The organism is Clostridium malenominatum (genome assembly GCF_039521365.1).
Lineage (GTDB): Bacteria > Bacillota > Clostridia > Clostridiales > Clostridiaceae > Clostridium_AW > Clostridium_AW malenominatum.
This window is the reverse complement of record NZ_BAAACF010000012.1, coordinates 188,684-203,282: the sequence shown is the minus strand read 5'-3', so window position 1 is coordinate 203,282 and position 14,599 is coordinate 188,684. Positions and strand designations below refer to the sequence as shown.

The following is a 14,599-nucleotide window of genomic DNA, read 5'->3' as shown; positions in this document are numbered from 1 at the left end:
TTGCTATGGAGAATAAAACGTATTGTTTTTATAATCCCTTTTTGTTGAAGAATATGAAAGAAGCTTTGATTAGAATAGTAAAAGCTGTAAACGAAAGGGAAAAAATAGTATTATATGGATGTTGTGATTTGGATGGAATATCAGGAGTTTCATTGCTTTTTTTGGTGTTAAAATATTTAAATGCAGATGTTGAATATTTTATATCAGATGGAGATGGGAATTTTGATATTAAAACTGATATAATAAAAAATCATGTAAAATTTTTGGGAGCTAATTTAATGATAACCGTGGGTTGTGGAGTAAATTCCTTTGAACAGGTGGAACTTTGCAAACAACTTGGTATTGATGTAATAATTACAGACGCTCAAGTTTGCAGGGGAAAAGTACCTAATACTATTGTAATTAACCCAAGTCAAGAAGGATGTGTGTATCCTTTTAAAAATTTATCTAATGCGGGAGTAACATATAAATTGGTTCAAGCTATTTCCTCATACTATCAAATGAAAAGTATTAGTAAATATTTAGATTTAGTTATGATAGGAACCATGTCTAACAAAGCTACATATGATGGAGAAAATAAGATTATGATAGACGAGGGCATTTATCATATGAATTATACAAATAATTATGGCTTGAAAGCTTTGATGAAAGTGAATAAAATAAAACATATAGACATAGAAAATATATTTAAAATTATTGATAATGTAGCTCCTTCTTGGAATAATTCTAGAGTTTTGGATAATGCTAGAATTACAGTAGAATTGCTTACAACGTCAAATAGTGATAGAGCAGAACAAATTGCTAAATATTTAAAGAATGAAGTTAAAAGTAGTAAAGTTTATGCAAAGTAAACTGATAATATAATATTATGGATTCTAGGGGGAATAAATAATGAATTTGAAAGAAAAAATAAGAATAATTGAAGATTTTCCAAAGGAAGGAATAAGCTTTAAAGATGTTACAACTATTTTAAAAGATAGTGAAGCTTTAAACTTTACTATAAATTCCATGATAGAAGAATTAAAGGATGAAAAAATTGATATAGTAGTTGGTCCAGAAGCTAGAGGGTTTTTATTTGGAGTGCCAGTAGCCTATGGATTAGGAGCAGGTTTTGTTCCAGTTAGAAAAAAAGGTAAGCTTCCTTGTGAAACCGTAGCTGGAGCATATGATTTAGAATATGGAAACGATATATTAGAGATGCATAAAGATGCTATAAAGCCTGGTCAAAGGGTAGCAATTATAGATGATTTACTTGCCACAGGAGGAACTATTGAAACCGTAGCAAAGATGGTGGAAAGTTTAGGCGGAGAAGTAATCTCAATTAATTTTGTAATAGAATTAACAGATTTAAAAGGAAGAGAAAAAATTAAGGACTATAAGGTTCAATCCCTTGTAGAATATAACATATAGCCAAAATAAAAATTGCATGTTTCTACAAAATATTATATAATGTTAATAAATAATAAGTGGCTGGTTAATAAAACCAGCCATTGATTTTAGGAGAGAAAAATATGCTTGAAAAGTTGATGGATAAAATAGATAAAAACTGTAGTTTCGTTGATAAAGAACTAGTAAAAAAAGCATATAATATTGCCTATGAAGCCCATAAGGAGCAAAAAAGGGAATCCGGAGAACCCTATATTATTCATCCTTTAGAGGTAGCAAGCATATTGGCAGAAATGGGTATGGACACCAGCACTATTGTAGCTGGTATTTTGCATGATGTTATTGAAGATACAATATTCACTTATGAAGATATAGAAAAAGAATTTAGCAGCGAAGTTGCCGATTTAGTTGAAGGAGTAACTAAACTTGGTAAAATTAAATATAAAACAAAAGAAGAACAACAAGCGGATAATATAAGAAAAATGCTTCTAGCCATGGCTAAAGATGTTAGAGTGATATTAATTAAACTAGCGGATAGACTTCATAATATGAGAACCTTAAAATATATGACTGAGGATAAACAAAAGGAAAAGGCAAAGGAAACCTTTGATATATTTGCCCCTCTTGCTCACAGACTAGGAATTTCAAAAATTAAATGGGAACTAGAGGATTTAGCCTTTAGATATATAAATTCGGAAGAATATTATGATTTAGTAAAAAAAATAGCTGAAAAAAGAGTGGAAAGAGAAGCTTATATTGAAACTATAACAAAAGAGTTATCAGAGAATTTATTAAAGTCTGGAATAAAATCTGATATTGAAGGAAGACCAAAACACTTTTATAGCATATATAGAAAAATGACTAATCAAAATAAAACCCTTGAACAAATATTTGATTTAACTGCTGTAAGAATACTTGTGGAAACTGTAAAGGATTGCTATGCGGCACTGGGAATAGTTCATACTATGTATAAACCTATACCAGGGAGATTTAAAGACTATATAGCTATGCCTAAGCCTAATATGTATCAATCACTGCATTCTACAGTAATAGGGCCTCAGGGAAAGCCCTTTGAAATACAAATAAGAACAGAAGAAATGCATAGAACTGCTGAATACGGTATAGCTGCCCATTGGAAATACAAAGAAGGAAAGCCTATGGAGGTTGCTCAGGAAGCTAGTGCCGAAGGAAACATGGACTTAAAACTTTCCTGGCTTAGAGAAATACTTGAATGGCAAAGGGAAACCGCTGACGCTACTGAATTTATGGAAGGATTTAAGATAGACTTATTTTCTGATGAAATTTTCGTATTCACTCCAAAGGGGAATGTAATCAATCTTCCAAGTGAATCTACTCCAATAGATTTTGCCTATAAAATTCATACAGATATAGGAAATAAATGCGTAGGTGCTAAGGTTAATAGTAAAATGGTACCTTTAGATTATCATTTGAAAACTGGTGAAATAGTTGAGATTGTAACCTCGTCTACTTCAAAAGGACCTAGTATGGATTGGATAAATATGGCTAAGAGTAATCAAGCTAAAAGTAAAATTAGAGCTTGGTTTAAAAAGGTGAAAAGAGAAGAGTATGTAGGTAGAGGAAGAGAATTATTAGAAAAAGAAGCAAAAAAGCAGGGGTATAACTTTGGAGAAATTGCTAAAGGTGATATTATTATCAATATACTAAAGAGATACAGCTTTAATTCTATTGAGGATCTTTATGCAGCAGCAGGAATGGGAGACATATCCTCTTCAAGTATTGTTTCAAAAATTAGAGACATATATGAAAAAGGCAATAAAGTTCAATTGTCCAATGAAGAAATTATGAATAATGCTAATGTTAAAAGCAATAAAAAAGAACAAAATAAAGTTAATAGAAAAAACCCTTCTGCACCAGGAATAATTGTTAAGGGAGCTAGTAATCTATTAATTAGATTTTCTAAATGTTGTAATCCAGTGCCAGGAGATGAAATAGTTGGATACATTACCAAGGGAAGAGGGGTTTCTGTTCACAGAAAAGACTGTTCTAATATAGCTAATTTAATACAAGACGAAGAAAACAAAGTAGTGGAAGTAAGCTGGGGAGAATCAAAGTCAGGAGCTTATATAGCAGAAATTCAGGTAAAATCAGAGGATAGAGATGGCTTGCTTGCGGAAATTATGGAAATAATAACAGAAACAAAGACAAATCTTTATGCTATAAATGCTAAGCCAATTAGAGGAATATATGCTTTAGTGAATATAAAATTAAAAATACCTAATATTGAACACCTAAAAGATTTAATGAAGAGAATTAAAAGATTAAAGGGAGTTACAGAGGTATATAGAACTAAAAATTAGAGGTGATGGTTTTGAGAGCCGTTGTGCAAAGAGTTAAGATGTCTAAAGTAGTAGTAGATGGAAAAACTATAGGAAGTATTGGAATGGGATTAAATGTACTTTTAGGCATTTGCAAGGGAGATACTTTTGAGGACATAAAGTACTTAAAGGACAAAATAATAAATCTAAGAATATTTCAAGATGAAGAAGAAAAGATGAATAAATCCCTCTTAGATGTAGGGGGAGAGCTTCTCGTGATTTCTCAATTTACTCTGTATGGAGATGTAAGGAAGGGTAAAAGACCTAGCTTTATAGAAGCTTTAGGAGGGGAAGAAGCTAAAGCTCTTTATGAGGAATTTATTAAGCAATGTAAGGAAATGATAAGTAATGTGGAAACAGGAGAGTTTGGAGCTGATATGGAAGTAACAATAGTAAACGATGGGCCTGTTACCATACTATTAGATAGCAAAAAAACATTTTAAAATTGAGGAGTGAAGGATATGAAAATTAACAGATTGCCCTTAGGGTCTTATGCTGCTAATTGTTATATTGTTATGGATGATAAAACAAAGGAAGCCTTAGTAATAGATCCTGGTGCTGAAGCTTCTGTAGTGGATGATGAAATTAAAAGAATGGGTGCTAAAGTAAAGTATATATTTTTAACTCATGGACATCTTGATCATATTGGGGCAGTTAGTGAATTAAAAAAATTAACCAACGCTTCTGTGTGCATAAATGAAGAAGATGAAAAGGCCATTAAAAAAGGTGGCTATGTATTTGGAGAGGTAAAGAACTTTGGAGAAGCAGACATCTACTTAAAAGATGGAGATGAGTTTGGAGTTGGAGATATGCATATAAAGTGCATAGAAACACCAGGGCACTCTAAAGGTGGAATGTGCTTTTTAATAAAAAATGTTGTATTTACAGGAGATACTATTTTTGAAGGATCTATTGGAAGAACTGATTTTGAAGGTGGAGATTTTAATACCCTAATAAAGAGCATTAAAACTAAACTTTTAACCCTTCCAGAGGATACAGTAATTCTTCCAGGTCACGGGAATGAAAGCAGAATAGATTATGAAAAGATGTATAATCCATTTTTATAGAGAGAAAGAAAGTAGATAATATGGAAATTATAATAAATCTTTATGACTTAAAAAATAGATACGATGTGTTCCAAATTTTTAATTTATTCTTTCCTTTAAGAGAATTTAAATTTGATTCATTACATTGGAACTATAAAATCACTCAGGATGAAAACACAATTTACATAGAAGATGAGATTGGAATAGAAATCTATTCAATAAACAAGGAAATTAACTTTAAAGAAGAACTTAAAAAATCTATATATATTTTTTTGAAAAAGAGAACGGGAAAGGACTTTCCGTGGGGTACTATGCTTGGCATAAGACCTAGTAAGGTAGCCTTGAGTCTATTAAGAGATGGAAAAGATGAAGGGGAAATAGTAGAGTTTTTTAAAGAGCATTACTTGGCGGAAGAAGAAAAAGCTAAGCTATGCATAGAAATTGCAAGAGTAGAGAACAGTATGGTAAATAATAGTAAGGACAAAATAAGTCTTTATATAGGAATGCCATTTTGTCCTACAAGATGTTCCTATTGTTCCTTTGCATCAAACCCTATAGGTAGTTTTAAAAAGCATGTAGATGGCTATATTAAGGCCTTAACCAAAGAAATAGAAGAAATAAATAAATTTATAAAAGAAAAGAGATTAATTATACAGACCTTATATTTTGGAGGAGGCACTCCCACTGCTATAGGGGATGAGGAATTTAGCTATATCATGGAGAAAATATATAATAATTTTGTCTGTGAAAATCATATAGAAGAATTCACTGTAGAATGTGGAAGACCTGACAGCTTATCTGTGGATAAATTTTCAACTATGAAAAAATATGGGGTTACAAGAATTAGTATAAACCCTCAAACTATGAATGATGAAACCTTAAAGCTCATAGGAAGAAATCATACTGCACAAGATGTTAAAGAAAGTTATAAAATTGCTAGAGAAATGGGCTTTGATAATATAAATATGGATATAATTGTAGGGCTACCTGGAGAGAGGTTGTCTCACATAAAAAACACTTGCAAAGAAATATATGACTTAAAACCTGATAGTATAACAGTTCATGGGATGGCTATTAAGAAGGGGTCTAAACTACTTGAAAAGTTAGAGGAGTATTTAAATTCCATTCATCAAGAAGAATTGAACTTAATGTATGAAGAAACCTTTGAATTGTCCAAGAACTTAAAGATGAAGCCGTATTATATGTATAGACAAAAAAATATGGTTGGGAACATGGAAAATATAGGTTATGCTTTAGGGGGTAAGGAATGTATATATAATATACAAATGATAGAAGAAAAACAGACTATTATTGCCTTGGGAGCAGATGGAATTACAAAGATTATATATCTAGATTCCAATAAAATAGAGAGAGCTCCTAATGTAAAGGATGTAATAGAATACAATAATAGAGTTGATGAAATGATAAATAAAAAAATAGAAGAATTAAAGAAACTATATTAATTTTAATGGTTAAAAAGAGGAGGAAAAAACATGGGAGAAGCTTTAAATGGAGCAAAAAGAACTATAATGTGTGGAGAATTAAGAGAAAGTCATGTAGATAATAGCTCCACAGTTATGGGATGGGTGCAAAGAAAAAGAAATCTTGGAGGATTAATATTTGTAGATTTAAGAGATAGAACAGGTATACTTCAAGTGGTATTTGGAGAGGAAATAAACAAAGAGGCTTTTGAAAAAGCTGATACACTTAGAGCGGAATATTGTATTGCAGTGAGTGGTAAGGTTGTTAGAAGACAATCTCCAAACGATACATTGCCAACAGGAATGGTAGAACTTCAAGGAGAGGAAATAAAGATTCTTTCAGAATCAGAAACTCCTCCAATATATATAAAAGAGGACTTAGATGCTTCTGAAAATATAAGATTAAAATATAGATACTTAGACTTAAGAAGACCTGATATGCAAAAGAGATTAATCATTAGACATAAAGCTGCTAAAGCAGTTAGGGACTTTATGGATGCAGAAGGATTTTTAGAAGTAGAAACACCAATGCTTACAAAGAGTACACCAGAAGGTGCTAGAGATTACTTAGTACCAAGTAGAAACTATCAAGGTGAATTTTATGCACTACCACAATCTCCACAGTTATTTAAACAATTATTAATGGTTTCAGGCTTTGATAGATATTTCCAAATTGTTAAATGCTTTAGAGATGAAGACTTAAGAGCTAACAGACAGCCAGAATTTACTCAGGTAGATATAGAAATGTCTTTCGTTGAAAGAGACGATGTAATGGCTATGAATGAAAGATTAATACAGCACGTATTTAAACAAGTATTAGATGTAGACGTTAAGCTTCCAATAGAAAGACTACCATATAAAATTGCCATGGAAAAGTACGGTAGTGATAAGCCAGATTTAAGATTTGGAATGGAAATAGAAAATATATCTGATGCATTAAAGGACACAGAATTTAAAGTATTTAAAGATGTATTAGATAACGGCGGTTCAATAAGGGCTATTAAAGCTGAAAATTGTGCTGACATGGGAAGAAAACAAATAGATAAATTAACTGACTTTGTAAAAGGATTTAAAGCAAAGGGGTTAGCTTGGATTGCTTATAAAGAAGATGAATTAAAATCTCCAATTGCAAAATTCTTAAAAGATGAAGAGTTAAAAGCTATCGTTCATAAAATGGATGCAAAGGTAGGAGACTTAATCTTAATAGTATCTGATGCAAAAGAAAAGGTTGTTTTAACAGCCCTTGGACAATTGAGATTACAAATTGCAAAGGAATTAGAGCTATTAAAGGATAATAAAGAGTTTAGATTTGCCTGGGTAACAGAGTTCCCATTAGTTTCATATAACGAAGAAGAAGGAAGATGGGAAGCAGAGCACCATCCATTCACATCTCCAATGGATGAGGATATACCATATTTAGATACAGATCCTAGTAAGGTTAGAGCAAAGGCTTATGATATGGTATTAAACGGAGAAGAGTTAGGCGGAGGAAGCATAAGAATACACGATAGCCAATTACAAGAAAAAATGTTTAGACTTTTAGGATTTACTCAAGAACAAGCTTGGGAAAGATTTGGTTTCTTACTAGAAGCTTTCAAATATGGTCCACCACCACATGGAGGATTAGCTTTTGGATTTGATAGAATGGCTATGTTCTTAAGTGGAACAGATAACATTAAAGATGTGGTTGCTTTCCCTAAAAATCAAAATGCAGTTTGTCCAATGACGGAAGCGCCAAGTATTGTTGATGAAATTCAATTAAGAGAACTAGGAATTGCAATTGATATAAAAAATGAAAAATAAGTTAACAAAAGAAGCAAGTTTATAGTATAATATAAATATAGAAGTTAATAGATTCTGCGGTGTTCGTTAGAGTAGATTTATATTGAGCCAACATATATTTAAAAGGGAATCCGGCTCTTTTTATGGATTTGATGCTTAAAGTTTTATTTAAGAACAGGAAGTAAAAAGGAGATACCCACCTGCAAGGAGCAGGTTCAACCATAGTCTATTTCGGCGGCACCGCGGATATTGTTTTATGAAATGAAAAGCTAATGCCTAAAGGCATTAGCTTTGTTTTTTTACAAATAAATAGGATATTATAAAGGCTATAATACTAGGTATTACCCAGGCAAATCCTACTTGTGATAAAGGAATGAAATTAATAAAATTATCCACCATATCAATATTGATTCCTAAATAGTTAAAATTATCTATTACGCTAATAAATAAAGCAACATAAGTACTAATTCTTATAGCAGTGTTGTTTTGAACATTTAATAGAGTAAATACCACCAATATCATAACTATAGGATATAGTATTTGCAATATAGGTACTGCAAGAAGAACTATTTTGTCCACTCCATTCAATGCTATTATTGCACTTACAATAGAAATAATTATAGCATTAGTTTTATAGGATATCTTGCCTTTAAAAAGACTTTCAAAAAATGATGAAGCCGATGAGGTAAGTCCTATAGAAGTAGTGAGGCAAGCTAAAGCAACAGCTAGTCCTAATATTACATTTCCATAGTATCCTAATAATCTCCTTACTATTTCTGTAACTAAAGCTGATTTTCCGATATCATTAGGTAAAATAGAAGAAGTCTGGCTTCCAAGATACATTAATCCACCGTAAACAATTCCTAGACCAATAACTGCTACTATTCCAGAAATAGATGTCATCTTAATTATATCCTTTGTTTCTGTATAACCTTTAGCTTTAACTGTAGTTAAAACAATAGATGCGAAGATTACCGATGCCATAGCATCCATTGTTTGATATCCTTCAATTAATGAAGAGGAAAAAACGTTTTTAAAACCTGTATGAACAATTGGACCTATAGGACTTATGAATCCTTTTACTATTATTATCAATAAAAGCAATAATAAAATAGGAGTTAATATTTTACCTATATTATCTATTATTGAAGAAGGCTTTAATACAAATGCTAAATTAATAATAAAATAAATTATTATTGTAGGTAGTATAGGGAAGTTAGGGAAAATTGGTGTAATACTTAATTCATAGGTTGTAGCTGCAGTTCTTGGAATTGCAAGCATAGGTCCTATAGCAAGTATAATACTAGCAGTGGCAATAATAGAAAATGTCTTACCTACCTTTAAAGATATTTCACTAAAGGTGCCACCAATTTTAGCACAGGCTAGTATTCCAAGCAAAGGTAATCCTACTCCTGTAGCTATGAAGCCTATCATAGATAGAATGTAATTATCTCCCACGAGCTTACCTAAATAGGGAGGGAAAATTAAATTTCCAGAACCAAAAAACATTGCAAAAAGTGCTAATCCAATTATGAATGCATCTCTAGTTGATTTTCTCATACATATCTCCTTTTAGATATATTTTTAGCTTTAAAATATTATATCATGAAAGGAACATAGGGATAAAGTATTTAATTTATTATTTATAATTAAGAGAGAATGGGATATAATAATATTACCTAATATTAGAAATGGGGTATATATATGGAGAAAACTTTAGTGTTAATCAAACCGGATGGAGTAAAAAGAAATCTTATAGGGGAAATAATAAGTTTTTACGAAAGAAAAAATTTAAAGATTATAGGTATAAAAATGCTTGAGGCTAATATACATACAGTAGAAGAGCATTATATTGAACATGAAGGAAGAGTATATTATAAAGATTTAATAAATTATTTAACTGAAGGACCCATAGTTGCCATGGTGGTGCAAGGAGAAAATGCAATTAAAGCTGTAAGAAAAATAAATGGCTGTACAGATCCTTTAGAGGCTGATATGGGAAGTATTAGAGGAAGATATGCCTTGGCAAAACAAAGAAATCTTGTACACTCATCTGATAGTGAAATAAGTGCTCAAAGGGAGGTAAACCTATGGTTCCCTGAAATGATAGTATAGATGGAGAGGATTACATGAGAGTGATAATTGAGAGTTTAGATGAGAATTATGCATTCTGTAGAAGAGAGGACAAAATACTAATCCAAATACCATTGCGATTTTTAAATGAAGCAAAAATTGGAAATATAATATATCTTCCGGACACTAGACGATTAAACTAAATATACAGTAGTATAAAACTTCTTTCCCGAGACAAAATAATAGGGAAGGGAGTTGTTTTTTATGGGTAGTAAAATGAGAAGTACTAAAAATAATAGAAAATCTGATGGTAAATTTAGAAAGAAAACTATAAAGCACAATCCTCAAGAAGAAAGTTCAAGGGCAGTTTTTGATGATCCTAGAAGCAATGAAGATAAGTAAATAGGAGGGAAAATATATGTTACATGGTGATGATAAGCAATTAAAAGCCAGAGCAAGGGACATGCTAATAGATGGAAAAACCTTCGACGAAATAAAGAAGGCTACAGGATTAAGACCTAAAACTGTAAAAAGAATTCAAGCTGAAATAGCTAAAAGATTTTAATTGAATAAGAAATAATAGAGAACAAATATGGATAAAATTCAACCATATTTGTTCTTTGTTATATATACTATATTATATAAATGTTATTGTTAAATGATGGACAATTATCATAATTGTGGTAATATTGAATTGTAATGTATACAAAACTTGATATACATAATGAAGGTGAAAAATCAATTTTTAATATAGCAAAAAAAGGTATATATATAAGCAAATTAAGCATGGACGAAACAATGAAAATAAACTATATTAAGTATTTGTATGGAAATATTTTCTGAAATGAAGAAGAGGTGGCAATTTGAACTCTTTTGAGATGCAGGATATAATAATTTTTTTATCTAAATTTCATAGATTATTTGATATAGTAAGAATTATTGAACCTGTTAAAAAGCAGATTATTTACTATAATAATACAGAAGAAAGTAGCTATAGTTCCACTTGTTATGATTTCTGGAACACAGGAAGGCAATGTAATAACTGCGTATCTACAAGGGCTATTAAGGAAAATGATACTTTCATCAAAATTGAATATAAAGACGACAAAATATTTATGATTATGGCAAGTCCAGTTAGGCTTGAAGACAAAGAATATGTTGTTGAGATGTTTAAGGATATTAGTGAAACCGGAATTATTACTGGATTGAGTGGAAAGAGTATAGAGGAATCAAACAATATTATATCAGAGCTGAATAAGAAGATTGTTATGGATGATTTGACCGGTGTTTATAATCGAAGGTACATCAATGAAAGACTCCCAGTAGAAATTTATAATGCCATGGTGAATAAGAAAAACCTATCAGTTATTATGTTAGATATTGATTCATTTAAGGGAGTTAATGATACCTATGGACATATTATTGGTGATAGGGTAATAGAAGAACTGTGCAAGACAATAAAAGCAAAAATCAGAGCGGATTACGATTGGGTAGCTAGGTATGGAGGAGACGAATTTCTAATAGTATTAATAGATGCTAATAGAGAAGCAGCATATAAGATTTCGGAGAAAATTCGAATTTCATTTGAAGACAAAACTGTAAAATATAATAATCATATAATTGGAGTTACAATAAGTATTGGTACTTATACGGTGAAACCTGGAATTAAAAGCTTTAGTGAAGTTTTAGATATTGTAGACAGAAATCTATATAAAGCTAAAAACAATGGAAGAAATAGGACGATTTCGTCTTAATATTTGAGATTTTAATATATATTAAGGGGTGGGGAATATGAAATGTTTTTATGAGGTGATAAGAGCTGAAGAAAATCTCCCGATTAAAGCATTTATTCATAGTATTAACGGACTTGAAATGCATTGGCACAATGAAATGGAGATTATATTAGTTTTGCAAGGAAGCGTTAATATTAGAGTAGGAAATGAATTATATTCCCTTAGTGAAAATGATTTAATCTTAATAAATAGTAATGAAATTCATAATATAAATAAAACCAAGGAAGAAAACATGCTATTAGCAGTACAGATGAACCCTAGCTATTACTCTGCATATTACCCTAGATTCAATAAAATAATGATTGACTGTAAATCTTTTCTTTACGGGAAAGAAGCTCAAGAACGGTTCGATATAGTAAGACACTATCTGGCAAAAATAGTATGGGAACTTAATAAAAAAGGAAAGGGATATCAGCTTATAATTGGAAGCGAGATACACTTGCTTACAGCTTATTTAGTAAATAATTTTGATTATCATTTTATAGAGGATGAAAAATCAGCGAGTATAAATAAGGATATTCATAGACTCCAGAGTATTATAAGCTTTATAAATGAAAATTTAGAGAGAAAAGTAACTCTTCAGGAAATAGCAGATAGAGAAAAACTTAATGTATATTATTTATCTCATTTTATAAAAAAAAAGATGGGAGTGTCCTTTCAAGAGTATATTAATATCATAAGACTGGACAAGGCTGTTAATTCACTAACAAGCACTAACAAAACAATAACGGAAATATCTTATGCCAGTGGATTTCCCAGTACCAAATCTTTTAATAAGAATTTTAAAATCACATATGGTTGTTCGCCCACAGAACATAGGAAAGAAAATACTAAATATCTAAATAATATTAAGAAAATCGAAAATACAAATTTTCATGAAAAAAAAAGTAGAACATATTTAGATGTTGATAGAAATGCCGCACTTAAAAAATTATTTACTTATTTAAAGCCCTTAGATAATGAAATTCAAGATGATAATGTGACCACTAATGATAAAGAGGCTATATCAGTAAATGCAAAGAAAAAGGGAATGTATTATGTTCCTTATTGGAAAAAGTTAATTACCTATAGTAGAGCGTCAGAAGGATTGAGAAAAAGTTGGCAGAACCAACTTAAAGAACTGCAAAATGAAATTGGGTTTGAATATATTAGATTTCATGGGATCTTCTCTGATGATATGATGATATGTAACTTTAATGAAGAGAATAATATTGTCTACAACTGGTATTATGTAGATGAACTTCTGGATTTTTTCAAGAAAGTGAATATTAAGCCTTTTATTGAGTTGGGGTTCATGCCTTCAGAAATAAAAAAATCAGATGAAACGGTTTTTTGGTGGAAGGCAAATATATCTCAACCAAAAGACATTAAACTATGGACAGATTTAGTAGTAGAATTTATAAAACATTGTATAAATAGATATGGACTAAAGGAAGTAGAGACATGGTATTTTGAAGTATGGAATGAACCGGATTTGGAGTATGTTTTTTGGGTTGGAGGAAAAGAGGAGTACTTCGAATTTTATAAACAAACAGCACTAGCTGTTAAATCCATTTCAGAAAAACTAAGAGTAGGAGGACCTGCTATTACCTATCAAGCTCTTTCAGATAATGCCTGGTTTGAAGATTTTTTGCTATATTACAATAAAAATAATTTTCCTTTAGACTTCTTTTCCTTTCATATTTATCCAGAAGCATACTCCTTACAGGAAGCTGTTGAAAATTTAAAGATGATGATAGAACAAGGGAAAAAGTTAGAGGAGTCAGATAAAAACTGGGAAGAGGCACCAAGAATTTATTATGGTAAGGATAATACATATGACACCTTAAACTTAATCAATGACAAAATAAAGAAAAGTTTAAACCATTATACTGAAATTCATATCACGGAATGGAATGCTTCTGCTTATAATCGCAACTTAATCCATGATACATGTTTTGTAGCTACCTTCATTATAAGTAATATTTTAAAATGTATAGGAAAAGTTAATTCTATAGGATACTGGACCTTTACAGATATAATGGAAGAAACAAAAGCGGGTATTTCTGCATTTCATGGAGGCTTTGGTTTAATCAATAATAATGGATTGAAAAAACCATCTTATTTTGCATATTATTTACTATCTAAATTAGGAAAAGAAATTATTGAACAGGGTGAGGAGTATATAATCACTAAAACAGATGAAGATATCCAGGTTTTAGTCTACAATTATGCATATTTCGACGATTTATTTTTAAATGGAGATACTTCTGCCTTGACTAATACAGAAAGATATTTAGTATACGAAAGAAAGTCACCAAAGGAAATTGACCTTAATGTAATGGAGATTTCAGGCAGTTATAAGATAACAAAATATCAATTAGATAGGGAGCATGGCTCGGCATTTGATGAGTGGATAAACATGGGTGCACCAGAGAACATGACACAGCAAGAATTGAACTATCTTAAAGGAAAAGCGCATCCTAAAATGACTATAGAATACTTAAAGTTAAATGGAGAGTACAAAGAAAAGCTATATATCCCAGTACATGGAGTTGAATTGATAACATTAGAAAAGAAACTATAAAAATGTTTTTTAAACGGTTGCATTTATAAAAATGAAGCCGTTTTTAATATTTTATTTACAGTATAGCAATAAAAAGGATAAATATAAGCAAAAAAGGAATAGATTAGAAAAATGT

General features: G+C 30.8%; 14 protein-coding genes and 1 other RNA gene. 14 read left to right on the top strand and 1 reads right to left on the bottom strand.

The features are described from left to right. Positions 1-5: 5 nt before the first annotated feature. From ABDZ69_RS16700 to ssrS, 8 genes are all read left to right on the top strand, one after another. The gene (locus tag ABDZ69_RS16700) at positions 6-851 is read left to right on the top strand and encodes a DHH family phosphoesterase (RefSeq protein WP_343771492.1); all 846 of its coding nucleotides are present in this window, start codon (positions 6-8) and stop codon (positions 849-851) included. Between the two features lie 40 nt (positions 852-891). Next, positions 892-1,410 carry an adenine phosphoribosyltransferase gene (locus ABDZ69_RS16695; RefSeq protein WP_343771490.1) on the top strand — a complete coding sequence of 173 codons (519 nt, stop codon included), beginning with the start codon at positions 892-894 and terminating at the stop codon, positions 1,408-1,410. 101 nt (positions 1,411-1,511) lie between these two features. Next, positions 1,512-3,725: a RelA/SpoT family protein gene (locus ABDZ69_RS16690; RefSeq protein WP_343771488.1), complete on the top strand. Its 2,214-nt coding sequence runs from the start codon at positions 1,512-1,514 to the stop codon at positions 3,723-3,725. Positions 3,726-3,736: 11 nt separating this feature from the next. Further along, a complete protein-coding gene (dtd, locus tag ABDZ69_RS16685) occupies positions 3,737-4,186 on the top strand; it encodes a D-aminoacyl-tRNA deacylase (RefSeq protein WP_343771551.1) in 450 nt (149 codons plus the stop codon). Between the two features lie 18 nt (positions 4,187-4,204). Further along, positions 4,205-4,810, top strand: coding sequence for an MBL fold metallo-hydrolase (locus ABDZ69_RS16680; RefSeq protein ID WP_343771486.1), 606 nt, complete (start codon positions 4,205-4,207; stop codon positions 4,808-4,810). A 20-nt stretch (positions 4,811-4,830) separates the two neighbouring features. Continuing rightward, entirely contained in the window at positions 4,831-6,252 is a 1,422-nt protein-coding gene (locus tag ABDZ69_RS16675) for a coproporphyrinogen III oxidase (RefSeq protein WP_343771484.1), read from the top strand. 30 nt (positions 6,253-6,282) lie between these two features. Beyond that, positions 6,283-8,073: an aspartate--tRNA ligase gene (gene aspS / locus ABDZ69_RS16670; RefSeq protein ID WP_343771482.1), complete on the top strand. Its 1,791-nt coding sequence runs from the start codon at positions 6,283-6,285 to the stop codon at positions 8,071-8,073. A gap of 48 nt (positions 8,074-8,121) precedes the next feature. Beyond that, positions 8,122-8,305, top strand: a non-coding RNA gene (gene ssrS, locus ABDZ69_RS16665) — 6S RNA. 32 nt (positions 8,306-8,337) lie between these two features. Here the strand turns inward: ssrS and brnQ are convergent. Beyond that, complete coding sequence (gene brnQ, locus ABDZ69_RS16660; protein ID WP_343771480.1) at positions 8,338-9,612, bottom strand: branched-chain amino acid transport system II carrier protein; 1,275 nt, start codon at positions 9,610-9,612, stop codon at positions 8,338-8,340. Positions 9,613-9,756: 144 nt separating this feature from the next. On the opposite strand from brnQ, the gene ndk reads away from it, so the two are divergent. The 6 genes from ndk to ABDZ69_RS16630 all read left to right on the top strand — a co-directional run bounded on the left by ndk (position 9,757) and on the right by ABDZ69_RS16630 (position 14,484). After that, positions 9,757-10,167: a nucleoside-diphosphate kinase gene (gene ndk, locus ABDZ69_RS16655; protein WP_343771478.1), complete on the top strand. Its 411-nt coding sequence runs from the start codon at positions 9,757-9,759 to the stop codon at positions 10,165-10,167. Positions 10,168-10,181: 14 nt separating this feature from the next. Beyond that, positions 10,182-10,328: a hypothetical protein gene (locus ABDZ69_RS16650; RefSeq protein WP_343771476.1), complete on the top strand. Its 147-nt coding sequence runs from the start codon at positions 10,182-10,184 to the stop codon at positions 10,326-10,328. A gap of 61 nt (positions 10,329-10,389) precedes the next feature. Then, positions 10,390-10,527 (top strand): CPC_1213 family protein, encoded by a 138-nt coding sequence (locus ABDZ69_RS16645; protein WP_343771475.1) that lies wholly within the window; start codon positions 10,390-10,392, stop codon positions 10,525-10,527. Positions 10,528-10,543: 16 nt separating this feature from the next. After that, a complete protein-coding gene (locus ABDZ69_RS16640) occupies positions 10,544-10,690 on the top strand; it encodes a hypothetical protein (RefSeq protein ID WP_343771474.1) in 147 nt (48 codons plus the stop codon). Between the two features lie 298 nt (positions 10,691-10,988). After that, entirely contained in the window at positions 10,989-11,879 is an 891-nt protein-coding gene (locus ABDZ69_RS16635; RefSeq protein ID WP_343771472.1) for a GGDEF domain-containing protein, read from the top strand. Positions 11,880-11,916: 37 nt separating this feature from the next. Beyond that, positions 11,917-14,484 (top strand): GH39 family glycosyl hydrolase, encoded by a 2,568-nt coding sequence (locus ABDZ69_RS16630; protein ID WP_343771470.1) that lies wholly within the window; start codon positions 11,917-11,919, stop codon positions 14,482-14,484. Positions 14,485-14,599 lie beyond the last annotated feature (115 nt).

Excerpts from the sequence above, each read along its gene's own strand:
- brnQ (WP_343771480.1), bottom strand. The coding sequence starts at position 9,612 with ATGAGAAAATCAACTAGAGATGCATTCATAATTGGATTAGCACTTTTT.
- ABDZ69_RS16700 (WP_343771492.1), top strand. The coding sequence starts at position 6 with ATGGAGAATAAAACGTATTGTTTTTATAATCCCTTTTTGTTGAAGAAT.
- ABDZ69_RS16640 (WP_343771474.1), top strand. The coding sequence starts at position 10,544 with ATGTTACATGGTGATGATAAGCAATTAAAAGCCAGAGCAAGGGACATG.
- ABDZ69_RS16675 (WP_343771484.1), top strand. The coding sequence starts at position 4,831 with ATGGAAATTATAATAAATCTTTATGACTTAAAAAATAGATACGATGTG.
- ABDZ69_RS16690 (WP_343771488.1), top strand. The coding sequence starts at position 1,512 with ATGCTTGAAAAGTTGATGGATAAAATAGATAAAAACTGTAGTTTCGTT.
- aspS (WP_343771482.1), top strand. The coding sequence starts at position 6,283 with ATGGGAGAAGCTTTAAATGGAGCAAAAAGAACTATAATGTGTGGAGAA.
- ABDZ69_RS16650 (WP_343771476.1), top strand. The coding sequence starts at position 10,182 with ATGAGAGTGATAATTGAGAGTTTAGATGAGAATTATGCATTCTGTAGA.
- ABDZ69_RS16680 (WP_343771486.1), top strand. The coding sequence starts at position 4,205 with ATGAAAATTAACAGATTGCCCTTAGGGTCTTATGCTGCTAATTGTTAT.
- ABDZ69_RS16630 (WP_343771470.1), top strand. The coding sequence starts at position 11,917 with ATGAAATGTTTTTATGAGGTGATAAGAGCTGAAGAAAATCTCCCGATT.
- ABDZ69_RS16645 (WP_343771475.1), top strand. The coding sequence starts at position 10,390 with ATGGGTAGTAAAATGAGAAGTACTAAAAATAATAGAAAATCTGATGGT.
- ndk (WP_343771478.1), top strand. The coding sequence starts at position 9,757 with ATGGAGAAAACTTTAGTGTTAATCAAACCGGATGGAGTAAAAAGAAAT.
- ABDZ69_RS16695 (WP_343771490.1), top strand. The coding sequence starts at position 892 with ATGAATTTGAAAGAAAAAATAAGAATAATTGAAGATTTTCCAAAGGAA.